The sequence below is a fragment of the Cedecea sp. B1(4) genome (genome assembly GCF_059414925.1).
In genome coordinates, this window is the sequence record NZ_JCAHMZ010000007.1 from 180,939 (window position 1) to 192,574 (window position 11,636).

Annotated in this window: 10 protein-coding genes and 1 tRNA gene; 8 read left to right on the forward strand and 3 right to left on the reverse strand. The window is 57.6% G+C overall.

Annotated features, from left to right (window positions below; genetic code table 11):
• Positions 1–21: 21 nt before the first annotated feature.
• Positions 22–1,560, forward strand: coding sequence for an acetaldehyde dehydrogenase ExaC (gene exaC, locus ACR6JA_RS16175; protein ID WP_008458710.1), 1,539 nt, complete (start codon positions 22–24; stop codon positions 1,558–1,560).
• A 60-nt stretch (positions 1,561–1,620) separates the two neighbouring features.
• Here the strand turns inward: exaC and fdhD are convergent, their stop codons facing one another.
• The gene (fdhD, locus tag ACR6JA_RS16180; RefSeq protein WP_213713660.1) at positions 1,621–2,412 is read right to left on the reverse strand and encodes a formate dehydrogenase accessory sulfurtransferase FdhD; all 792 of its coding nucleotides are present in this window, start codon (positions 2,410–2,412) and stop codon (positions 1,621–1,623) included.
• A 212-nt stretch (positions 2,413–2,624) separates the two neighbouring features.
• Between fdhD and fdnG the strand changes: the two genes are divergently transcribed.
• The 4 genes from fdnG to fdhE are packed head-to-tail and all read left to right on the forward strand — an operon-like array spanning position 2,625 to position 8,148.
• Positions 2,625–5,675 carry a formate dehydrogenase-N subunit alpha gene (gene fdnG, locus ACR6JA_RS16185; RefSeq protein ID WP_213713658.1) on the forward strand — a complete coding sequence of 1,017 codons (3,051 nt, stop codon included), beginning with the start codon at positions 2,625–2,627 and terminating at the stop codon, positions 5,673–5,675.
• A gap of 12 nt (positions 5,676–5,687) precedes the next feature.
• Positions 5,688–6,590 (forward strand): formate dehydrogenase subunit beta, encoded by a 903-nt coding sequence (gene fdxH / locus ACR6JA_RS16190; RefSeq protein ID WP_166994779.1) that lies wholly within the window; start codon positions 5,688–5,690, stop codon positions 6,588–6,590.
• Positions 6,587–7,222: a formate dehydrogenase cytochrome b556 subunit gene (fdoI, locus tag ACR6JA_RS16195; protein WP_038477697.1), complete on the forward strand. Its 636-nt coding sequence runs from the start codon at positions 6,587–6,589 to the stop codon at positions 7,220–7,222. The genes fdxH and fdoI overlap by 4 nt, the downstream gene beginning before the upstream one ends.
• Positions 7,219–8,148, forward strand: coding sequence for a formate dehydrogenase accessory protein FdhE (gene fdhE / locus ACR6JA_RS16200; protein WP_494494171.1), 930 nt, complete (start codon positions 7,219–7,221; stop codon positions 8,146–8,148). The genes fdoI and fdhE overlap by 4 nt, the downstream gene beginning before the upstream one ends.
• A gap of 50 nt (positions 8,149–8,198) precedes the next feature.
• Here the strand turns inward: fdhE and ACR6JA_RS16205 are convergent, their stop codons facing one another.
• Entirely contained in the window at positions 8,199–8,420 is a 222-nt protein-coding gene (locus ACR6JA_RS16205) for a YgdI/YgdR family lipoprotein (protein WP_494494172.1), read from the reverse strand.
• Positions 8,421–8,622: 202 nt separating this feature from the next.
• Here ACR6JA_RS16205 and ACR6JA_RS16210 point away from each other — a divergent pair, with 202 nt between their 5' ends.
• The 3 genes from ACR6JA_RS16210 to ACR6JA_RS16220 all read left to right on the forward strand — a co-directional run bounded on the left by ACR6JA_RS16210 (position 8,623) and on the right by ACR6JA_RS16220 (position 10,180).
• Positions 8,623–8,958: a nuclear transport factor 2 family protein gene (locus tag ACR6JA_RS16210; RefSeq protein WP_494494173.1), complete on the forward strand. Its 336-nt coding sequence runs from the start codon at positions 8,623–8,625 to the stop codon at positions 8,956–8,958.
• Positions 8,959–9,041: 83 nt separating this feature from the next.
• Positions 9,042–9,956 (forward strand): alpha/beta hydrolase, encoded by a 915-nt coding sequence (locus ACR6JA_RS16215; protein WP_494494174.1) that lies wholly within the window; start codon positions 9,042–9,044, stop codon positions 9,954–9,956.
• Positions 9,957–10,085: 129 nt separating this feature from the next.
• A tRNA-Sec gene (locus ACR6JA_RS16220) sits at positions 10,086–10,180 on the forward strand.
• 419 nt (positions 10,181–10,599) lie between these two features.
• On the opposite strand, the gene idnR is transcribed toward ACR6JA_RS16220, so the two are convergent.
• The gene (gene idnR / locus ACR6JA_RS16225; protein ID WP_494494175.1) at positions 10,600–11,586 is read right to left on the reverse strand and encodes a DNA-binding transcriptional regulator IdnR; all 987 of its coding nucleotides are present in this window, start codon (positions 11,584–11,586) and stop codon (positions 10,600–10,602) included.
• Positions 11,587–11,636: the final 50 nt, after the last annotated feature.

Genomic DNA, 11,636 nt, shown 5'->3' on the forward strand with positions numbered 1-11,636 from the left:
AACCATTACAAGGAGACGGCCATGACAAATAATCCTCCCGATACCCGTATTATTCCCGGCGAGTATGGTTTCCCGCTCAAACTTAAACCCCGTTACGACAACTACATCGGTGGCCAGTGGGTTGCCCCCGTTGGCGGCCAGTACTATGCCAACCTCACCCCGGTAACAGGCCAGCCGCTGTGCGAAATCGCCAGCTCCGGCAAGGCCGACATCGACCTTGCGCTGGATGCTGCCCATGCGGCTAAAAAGGGCTGGGGACAGATGTCCGTGCAGGAGCGCGCGACTATCCTGCTAAAAATTGCCGACCGCATGGAGCAAAACATTGAGCTGCTGGCGACGGCGGAAACCTGGGACAACGGCAAACCGATTCGCGAAACCAGCGCCGCAGACGTGCCGCTGGCTATCGACCACTTTCGCTACTTCGCCTCCTGCATTCGTGCCCAGGAAGGCGGCATCAGCGAGGTGGATAAAGACACCGTGGCCTATCACTTCCACGAACCGCTGGGCGTGGTGGCGCAGATTATCCCGTGGAACTTCCCACTGCTGATGGCGAGCTGGAAAATGGCCCCGGCGCTGGCGGCGGGCAACTGCATCGTCCTGAAGCCTGCGCGACTGACCCCACTCTCCGTGCTGCTGCTGATGGAGCTGGTTGGCGACCTGCTGCCGCCGGGCGTGGTTAACGTGGTGAACGGCGCGGGCGGCGAAATTGGTGAATACCTGGCGACCTCCAAGCGCATCGCCAAGGTGGCGTTTACCGGCTCCACCGAAGTCGGCCAGCAGATCATGCAGTACGCCACCCAAAACATAATCCCGGTCACGCTGGAACTGGGCGGCAAATCCCCGAACATCTTCTTCGCCGACGTAATGGAAGAGGAAGACGCCTTCTTCGACAAAGCGCTGGAAGGCTTTGCGCTGTTCGCCTTCAACCAGGGCGAGGTCTGCACCTGCCCGAGCCGCGCGCTGGTGCAGGAGTCCATCTACGAACGTTTCATTGAACGCGCGATCCGCCGCGTAGAAGCCATTCGCTCCGGCAACCCGCTGGACAGCCGCACCCAGATGGGCGCGCAGGTGTCTCAGGGCCAGATGGAAACCATCCTCAACTACATCGACATCGGCAAGAAAGAAGGTGCGGATGTACTTACTGGCGGGCGCAGAAAAGCGCTGACGGGCGACCTGCAGGCGGGCTACTACCTTGAGCCGACCATCCTGTTCGGTAAAAACAATATGCGTGTGTTCCAGGAGGAAATTTTCGGGCCGGTGCTCGCCGTCACTACGTTTAAAACCGTGGAAGAGGCGCTGGAGCTGGCGAACGACACTGAATACGGTCTGGGCGCGGGCGTCTGGAGCCGCAACGGCAGCCTGGCGTATAAAATGGGGCGCGGCATTCAGGCCGGGCGCGTGTGGACCAACTGTTACCACGCCTACCCGGCGCACGCGGCGTTCGGGGGCTACAAACAGTCCGGGATTGGGCGCGAAACCCATAAGATGATGCTGGAGCATTATCAGCAGACGAAGTGCCTGCTGGTGAGCTATTCCGATAAGCCGCTGGGCCTGTTCTGAGGATTGACCCTCACCCTAACCCTCTCCCTTGAAGGGAGAGGGCCGGGGTGAGGGGAAAATCTAGCGCAGCCGCTCAGGATGCGTATAAACCGTCGCCCGCCCAGGCCGGTTAAAGCCCACCAGCGTGAGATTTGTCCGCTGCGCAACGTCAACCGCTAATGAGGTCGCCGCAGACACCGCGAACAGGATTTCAATGCCGCACATCGCGGCCTTCTGCACCATTTCATAGCTCGCACGGCTCGACACTAGCGCAGCGCCGTTGTGCCACGGGTTACGGCTGCGAACACCGAGCATTTTATCCAGCGCCACATGGCGGCCAATATCTTCGCGTCCGTCGAGGATCTGCCCGTCAGGATCGAGCCATAGCGCCGCATGCGTGCAACCGGTCAGGTCGCCGACGGGCTGGTAGTCACGCATTTTCTTCAGCGCCGCATCCAGGTTTTCCAGGGCAAACGTCTGGGTAAACGGCAGCGGCGGAACCGGGCGGCCAATGTCGTTTAACTGCTCGACGCCGCAAACGCCGCAGCCGGTTCGACCGGCCAGCGCCCGGCGGCGCTCTTTCAGCCCCATAAAGCGGCGGCTGGACAGCTCAATCTGTACTTCAATGCCGTTGCAGGACGGCGACACGTCCATCCCGTAAATCTCCGCGGGGCTTTCGATGATGCCTTCGGACAGAGAAAACCCGAGCGCAAACGCTTCCAGGTCCTTAGGGGAAGCCATCATCACAACGTGTGAAATGCCGTTGTAAACCAGCGCGACAGGGACTTCCTCCGCCAGCCAGTCGGTTTCGGCTACGCTGAGATTGCCCCGATGCCAAAGCTCAATCGTGCGTGCGCCGGAAATCTGTTCCATAAGTTTTTTGTCAGAGTAGCGAAATTTGTTCACTTAGTTTTAACCATTCGAGAACACCCTCAGTACCAATGTGGTATTCTACTTAATACCCCTTCCGGATGAAGGGAAGTAAGCCATCAAAATCTATACTGGTTCTAATTGTGAACCTTTGCGGGTTACCCCGCAAAATAAATCCTAAGCAATGTGAAATGTCGAAATGTAAGGAGCGATCCATGCAGGTCAGCAGAAGGCAGTTCTTTAAGATCTGCGCTGGCGGTATGGCAGGCACCACGGCAGCAGCACTGGGTTTTGCCCCCGGCGCTGCGCTCGCGGAAACCCGGCAGTACAAGCTGCTACGCACCCGTGAAACCCGTAACACCTGCACATACTGCTCCGTGGGCTGTGGGCTATTGATGTATAGCCTCGGCGACGGCGCAAAAAACGCAAAAGCCTCAATTTTCCATATCGAAGGTGACCCGGACCACCCGGTAAACCGCGGCGCGCTGTGCCCGAAAGGGGCCGGTTTGGTGGACTTCATCCACTCCGAAAGCCGCCTGAAAACGCCTTCTTACCGTGCGCCAGGCTCCGATAAATGGCAGCCAATCAGCTGGGACGATGCCTTTGACCGCATCGCGAAGTTGATGAAAGAAGACCGCGACGCCAACTTCATCGAAAAGAACGAACAGGGCACCACGGTCAACCGCTGGCTCTCCACGGGAATGCTATGCGCATCCGCGTCCAGCAACGAAACCGGCTATTTAACCCAGAAATTTACCCGCGCCCTCGGCATGCTTGCCGTGGATAACCAGGCGCGTGTCTGACACGGACCAACGGTAGCAAGTCTTGCTCCAACATTTGGTCGCGGTGCGATGACCAACCACTGGGTTGATATCAAAAACGCCAACCTCGTCGTGGTAATGGGTGGGAATGCGGCAGAAGCGCATCCAGTGGGATTCCGCTGGGCGATGGAAGCCAAAATTCACAACGGCGCGAAGCTGATTGTGATCGATCCTCGCTTTACACGAACCGCTTCGGTGGCGGATTTCTACACGCCTATCCGTTCCGGGACCGACATTGCATTCCTGTCGGGCGTCCTGCTGTACCTGATAAACAACAACAAATTCAATCGCGAGTACGTCGAGTCTTACACCAACGCCAACCTGATTGTGCGTGAGGACTTCGGCTTCGACGACGGCCTGTTCACCGGCTACGACGCGGCCAACCGCAAGTACGACAAAACCACCTGGAACTACGAGCTGGATGAAGAAGGCTTCGCCAAACGCGACCTGACGCTTCAGCACCCGCGCTGCGTGTGGAACCTGCTGAAAGAGCATATTTCCCGCTACACGCCGGACGTGGTCACCAGCATCTGCGGTACGCCGAAGGAAGACTTCCTGAAGGTGTGCGAGTACATCGCCGAAACCAGCGTGGCGGACAAAACCGCGTCGTTCCTGTACGCCCTGGGCTGGACACAGCACTCCATCGGCGCGCAGAACATCCGCACCATGGCGATGATCCAGCTGCTGCTCGGCAACATGGGGATGGCGGGCGGCGGCGTTAACGCCCTGCGCGGCCACTCCAACATTCAGGGTCTGACCGACCTCGGCCTGCTTTCCACCAGCCTGCCGGGTTACATGAACCTGCCAAGCGAAAAACAGGTGGATATCGACAGCTATCTGGCGGCCAACACGCCGAAACCGCTGCTGAAAGGCCAGGTGAACTACTGGGGCAACTACCCGAAATTCTTCGTCTCGATGATGAAAGCCTTCTTTGGCGACAAAGCGACGAAAGAAAACAGCTGGGGCTACGACTGGCTGCCGAAGTGGGACAAAGGCTACGACGTGCTGCAGTACTTCGAGATGATGAGCCAGGGCAAGGTCAACGGCTATCTGTGCCAGGGCTTTAACCCGGTGGCCTCGTTCCCTAACAAGAACAAGGTCGTGGCCTCGCTTTCGAAGCTGAAGTTCCTGGTCACCATTGACCCGCTGAACACCGAAACCTCCAACTTCTGGCAGAACCACGGCGAGATGAACGACGTTGATCCGTCGCAAATCCAGACCGAGGTGTTCCGCCTGCCATCCACCTGCTTCGCGGAAGAGAACGGCTCCATCGTCAACTCCGGGCGCTGGCTGCAGTGGCACTGGAAGGGGGCGGATGCGCCAGGGGAAGCGCTGAACGACGGCGAAATCCTCTCCGGCATCTTCACCCGCCTGCGCCACATGTACGCGCGCGACGGCGGCAAAGTGCCTGAGCAGGTGCTGAACATGACCTGGCAGTACCTGACGCCGGACAACCCGGCCCCGGAAGAAGTGGCCATGGAAAGCAACGGTAAAGCGCTGGCAGACCTGACTGACCCGGCCACCGGCGCGGTGCTGGTGAAAAAAGGGCAGCAGCTCAGCTCCTTTGCTCAGCTGCGCGACGACGGGACAACGTCCAGCGGCTGCTGGATCTTCGCCGGAAGCTGGACGCCGGACGGCAACCAGATGGCACGCCGCGACAATGCCGACCCTTCAGGCCTGGGCAACACGCTCGGCTGGGCTTGGGCGTGGCCGCTTAACCGCCGCATTCTGTATAACCGTGCCTCCGCCGATCCGTCGGGTAAACCGTGGGATGAAAAACGCCGTCTGATCTCCTGGGATGGCGCGAAATGGGGCGGCATCGACGTGCCGGACTACAGCACCGCTGCGCCGGACAGCGGCGTCGGGCCGTTTATCATGCAGCCGGAAGGCCTGGGTCGCCTGTTTGCCCTCGACAAGATGGCAGAAGGGCCGTTCCCGGAACACTACGAGCCGTTTGAAACGCCGCTGGGCACCAACCCGCTGCACCCGAACGTGGTCTCCAACCCGGCGGCACGCGTGTTTAAAGATGACCTGGAAGCGATGGGCACGCACGACAAGTTCCCGTATGTCGGCACCACCTATCGTCTGACGGAGCATTTCCACTACTGGACCAAGCACGCGCTGCTGAACGCCATCGCGCAGCCGGAGCAGTTTGTCGAGATTGGCGAGAAGCTGGCCAACAAGCTCGGCATCGCCCACGGCGACACGGTGAAGGTCTCCTCCAACCGCGGCTACATCAAGGCCAAAGCGGTGGTGACCAAGCGTATCCGCACGCTGGACGTTCATGGTCAGAAGGTAGATACCATCGGGATCCCGATTCACTGGGGTTACGAGGGCGTGGCGAAGAAAGGCTTTATCGCCAACACCCTGACGCCGTTTGTCGGGGATGCCAACACGCAAACGCCAGAGTTCAAGGCGTTCCTGGTCAACGTGGAAAAGGTGTAACGGAGACGAATTATGGCTTATCAATCTCAGGACATTATCCGTCGTTCCGCCACTAACGGCTTCACGCCCGCGCCTCAGGCGCGGGATCACCAGCAAGAGGTCGCCAAGCTTATCGACGTCACCACCTGCATCGGCTGTAAGGCCTGCCAGGTGGCGTGCTCGGAGTGGAACGACATCCGTGATGAAGTGGGGCACAACGTCGGGGTGTACGACAACCCGGCGGACCTGACCGCCAAATCCTGGACGGTGATGCGCTTTTCGGAAGTGGAGCAGAACGACAAACTGGAATGGCTGATCCGCAAAGACGGCTGTATGCACTGCGCGGATCCGGGCTGCCTGAAGGCGTGCCCGTCGGAAGGGGCTATTATTCAGTATGCCAACGGCATCGTCGACTTCCAGTCCGAACAGTGCATCGGCTGCGGCTATTGCATTGCAGGCTGCCCGTTCGACGTGCCGCGCCTGAACCCGGATGACAACCGCGTCTACAAATGCACCCTGTGCGTAGACCGCGTCACCGTGGGCCAGGAGCCTGCATGCGTGAAAACCTGTCCGACCGGGGCGATTCATTTCGGCTCGAAAGAGGATATGAAGACCCTCGCCGGGGAGCGCGTGGCGGAACTGAAAACCCGTGGTTATGACAACGCAGGTTTGTACGATCCGGCAGGCGTTGGCGGGACGCACGTGATGTACGTGCTGCACCATGCGGACAAGCCGACGCTGTATCACGGCCTGCCGGAGAACCCGTCCATCAGCCCAACCGTGAAGTTCTGGAAAGGCGTCTGGAAACCGCTGGCCGCCATTGGCTTTGCGGCGACCTTCGCCGCCAGCGTCTTCCACTACGTTGGGGTCGGCCCGAACCGTGCCGATGAAGAGGACGATAATCTGCACCATGACGACGACGAGGTGCGTAAATGAAAAAGCAACCGACCATTCAGCGCTACAGCGCGCCGGAGCGCATCAACCACTGGATCACCGCCTTCTGCTTCGTGCTGGCGGCGGTGAGCGGACTGGGCTTTTTCTTCCCGTCCTTCAACTGGCTGATGGGCATTCTCGGCACGCCGCAGCTGGCGCGCATCCTTCACCCGTTCGTTGGGGTGGTGATGTTCGCCTCCTTCATCATCATGTTTTTCCGTTACTGGCACCACAACCTAATCAATCGGGATGATATCTTTTGGGCGAAGAATATTCGTAAGATCGTCGTCAACGAGGAAGTGGGAGACACCGGGCGCTATAACTTCGGCCAGAAATGCGTGTTCTGGGCGGCGATTATTTTCCTGGTGCTGTTGCTGGCGAGCGGCGTGATTATCTGGCGTCCTTACTTTGCGCCAGTCTTCCCTATTCCGGTTATTCGATTTGCGTTAATGCTGCATTCATTTGCCGCGGTAGCGTTAATTGTGGTTATCATGGTGCATATTTACGCCGCCCTTTGGGTAAAAGGCACCATCACCGCGATGGTGGAGGGCTGGGTTACCACGACGTGGGCGAAGAAACATCACCCGAAATGGTACCGCGAAGTCCGCCAGAAACAGGAAAAGTCATCTGAATGAGTATTCGCATAATCCCGCAAGACCAGCTGGAGAAGAGCGAGAAACGCGCGGCGGAAGTGATTCCGCCGTTATTATTCCCCAGACTCAAAAATCTCTATAACCGCCGCGCTGAACGCCTGCGCGAGCTGGCTGCCAGCAACCCACTGGGCGACTATCTGCGCTTTGCCGCGCTGATTGCCCACGCGCAGGAAGTGGTGCTGTACGACCACCCGCTGGAGATGGATTTAACCGCCCTGATTGCCGAGTCAGCTAAAACCGGCAAGCCGCCGCTGGATATTCACGTCCTGCCGCGCGACCCGCACTGGCAGCGCCTGCTGCAGTCGCTGATTGCCGAGCTGAAGCCAGAAATGGACGGCCCGGCGTTAGCGGTGATTGAAAATCTTGAAAAGGCTTCTTCGCTGGAGCTGGAAGAGATGGCCACCGCGCTGTTCAACGCCGACTTTTCGCTCGTCAGCAGCGACAAGGCACCGTTTATCTGGGCTGCGCTGTCGCTCTACTGGGCGCAAATGGCGACGCTTATCCCCGGCAAAGCCAAAGCCGAATACGGCGAGCAGCGCCAGTTCTGCCCGGTTTGCGGCTCGATTCCGGTTTCCAGCATGGTGCACATCGGCACCACCAATGGCCTGCGCTATCTGCACTGCAACCTGTGCGAAACCGAATGGCACGTGGTGCGCGTGAAGTGCAGCAACTGCGAGCAGACCCGCGACTTAAACTACTGGTCGCTGGACAGCGAACAGGCGGCGATCAAAGCCGAAAGCTGCGGCGACTGCGGCACCTACCTGAAAATTCTCTATCAGGAAAAGGATCCGAAAGTGGAAGCCGTCGCCGACGACCTGGCCTCGCTGGTGCTTGACGCCCGCATGGAGCAAGAAGGCTTCGCCCGCAGCAGCATCAACCCGTTCTTATTCCCTGGCGAAGGGGAATAAAACTGCCCTACCGGCCAGCCTTCACTGGCCGGTTATTTCTTTCCCGGCGATCAGCCGCGCTTGATAAGCTGGGTGATCTGATCGTTTTGGATCTGATGTTCTACGCCCTGCCCATCATAGTAACGCGTCAGTCCGGTCTGCTTATCCACCTCTGGTTTACCCTTAGTGACAATCATTTCCCCGTTTTTGGTCGCCATCACGTAGCTGCTGGAGCAGGCCACAACCGTGAACGCAACCACACTCACCAATACCATCCCGAACAGTTTTTTCATTTTTGCCAACCCTGTATTGTTTTTAGACGCTGGATTGTAGCGGGATGAAATGCAACCAGGTGTTAATGTGTATTGCTAAGGGAGACAGGGTTTAGCCACGGCACCATTCCTTTCGTTGGACATTTTCCATCCAGTAAGAGACGCTGTCCCGGCACACAACAACACTTTGGCAGCCAGCCTAATTCTCCATCAGGATACTTTTATGTCAGTCACAGACCCCGTAATCCGCCAGTTCGAGGCGTACAACGCCCACGACCTCGAGGCTTTCGCAGCCTGCTTTAGCGAGGATTTCACCGCTTACCGCCCACCGGCAGTGACGCCTTCCCTGGCAGGACGAGACGCTCTCAAGGCCTTCTACAAAGATCACCGCTTCAATAACCCTGCCCTGTGCGCAGAAATCATTTCCCGTACCGCAATGGGCAACAAGGTGTTCGACCACGAGAAAATCCACGGCCTGAGCGATGAACCGATTGAAAGCATGGCGGTTTTCGAAGTAGAAAATGGACTGATAAAAACGGCGTGGTTCTTTTTTGGCTGAGCCCTGTCCGCCATAAAGGATAGGTTTACCCGGCCAGTTTGTCGGCATAGGATATGGATATTCATCCAGTAAAAGGACGTTTTATGGCTCTCGAACCCGCTATTGCCCGGCTGGTAGATGACTTTATTGCCGCCGGTCGCCCCTCTTCTCGCCAGCAAAGTTTTGCCGAACGACGGGCGGGCTATATCGCCAGTACCGTGCTGGCCGGTGAAACGGAAACCAGAGTCCAGGTGGAAGATATTTCACTGGAGGGAATGCCGCTGCGGGTCGTTTCCCCACCCAACGCCAGTGGAACACTGCCGACGGTGATTTATTATCACGGCGGCTGCTTTGTCAGCGGTGGGTTTGCTACCCACGATAATCAGCTCCGCCAGTTAGCTTTTCACAGTGGATGCCGGGTCATTGCCGTGGAGTATCGCTTGGCCCCAGAACACACTTACCCTGCCGCCCATGATGATGCCGAACGTGCCGCCATATTAATCAGGCAACATGCGATGAATTTAGGCGTCGATAGCCAGCGTATTACGCTTGCCGGAGACAGCGCGGGCGGGCATATCGCCCTGGTGACTGCCCTGCGCCTGAAAGCCACAGGAGGATGGCTCCCGGCTAGCCTGATGCTGATTTATCCGATGCTCGATACCAGCGCTCAGCTGCCAAGCTACCAGCAGAACGGCGAAGACTATGTTATCACCCGCGACACCTTGCTCAGCGGCTTTGAAGCTTATTTCCCGGGAACGGATGTAATGCACCCGGAAGCCAGCCCGCTGTGGCGCGAGGATTTTGCCGGGCTGCCACCGGTGCATATCATCACCGCCGAATACGATCCCCTGCGCGATGAAGGTGAGCGACTTTATTCACGCCTTACAGAACAAGGTGTTACCGCAAGTTGCCAGCGTTATTTGGGCGTGATCCACGGTTTCTTTCAGCTGGGCGGCATTAGCCAGACGGCGAGAGAGGCCATAAGAGACATCGCGTGGCGAACCGCGTCAACAGGGTGATTCCCAGGCCGTTAGACTGATTTAGTGAATAATTTCACTTTAGGCGCGGGATATATTCTTACTGACCCATTGGGTAGCAGCAGGAAACCCGGTATACTCCGCCCCGCCTCCATGTAGCAATGAAGGCGCGGAAGGTCGTCGTCTCCGGTGAGGCGGCTGGACTTCAACTCCAGTTGGTGCCGCCAGCGGCGCCGGGCAGGTTCGACTCCTGTGACTTTCCGCCAAGTTTAAAATATCAAAAACATCTAAATAAAATAATTGGTTGAGGGTATTAAAATATTTCCACCAAAGCACATTAATGTTTTAGCGTGCAATCTAGTTCATGCAACATTCCAAAAATTCGTAATAATCCTTATTAACTTTCAGCGCGATACAAATCTTATACATCCATAGATGATGCTGGCCACTTTCGGTACGGAAATATTACAGCTCTCTGTTAATCCCGATGTTTAACCTTCTGATCGACAGCCTGCGAGCGCTCCGCTTTGTACGCACAGATTCAGGTCTCGCAATGATCGATAGCCAGTCCGGAAATAATATTCACTAGCCCCTCACCCGACCCTCTTCCTAAAAGGGAGAGGGAAAAATACGCGGCGTCATCAACGCCGTGTTCCCTTCCTGGCGCCTGCCTCACAAAACCCGCTCACAGCGTCTGCCCGTGGTAAATCTGGTAGCCCAAATCAATGGTGTTGTGATTGAGATCTTCATTACCGATCTTATCCAGCAGCATTCTGGCCGCCACCCGGCCAATGTCGAAGCGGGGAGTGATCACACTCGCCAGGCTGGGAATCATCTGGCGCCCCATCTCCAGCCCGTGAAAACCGGCGATCGATATTTGTTCAGGCACGGGCAGGCCGCGCTCCCGGCATAGCAGCAGTGCTCCCATGGCAATATCGTCGTTAGTACAGAAGACTCCGTCCAGGTCAGGGTAAACGGCCAGGGCGTCGCGCATCAGCTGCATACCCAGATGGATGGATGAAATGGCTTTCGGGTTGATGCGCTGGGGCTCCAGCCCGCGCAGCGTCATCGCCTCGCAGTAGCCGCGAAAGCGCTGCTCATCGCGCACGTCATCTTTTGAACCGAGGTAGACGATCCTGCGCCGCTGCCGCTTGTCCAGCATGGTGCCAACCATGTCTAACGCGGCCTGGCGGTTATCAAACCCCACTTCCATATCCAGCCGGTCGCCCTGAATATCCATCAGTTCCACAACCGGGATGGCAGCGGACCGCAAAAACTTCACGGTGCGGAAGGTGTGGTACTTCTCGCAGAGAATAATGCCGTCGATGTTGTAGGAGAGCAGGTTAATCACCGACTCCTCTTCCGACTCGCGGTTGTAGTTATAGTTGGCGATCAGCGTCTGGTAATTCTGCCCGGACGTGACGGACTCAATGCCGGCGAAGAGCTGGTTTTGAAAAGAAGGAATCAATACCCCCAGCGTATAGCTGCGGGCATTAAGCAGCATACCAGGGGCACGATTGGGCACGTAATCAATCTCTTCCATGATTCGGGCGATGCGCAGCCCGGTTTCCTTTGCAACCTTTTTAGGCGAACGGATGTAGCGGCTGACGGTCATCTTCGTCACGCCAGCCAGCGTAGCGATATCCTGCAAAGAAATGCGGTGGTTTCTCATCGGCCCTCTCAATACCGGGGCGCAGCGCGCGCACCCGGTGGCCTGTCGGC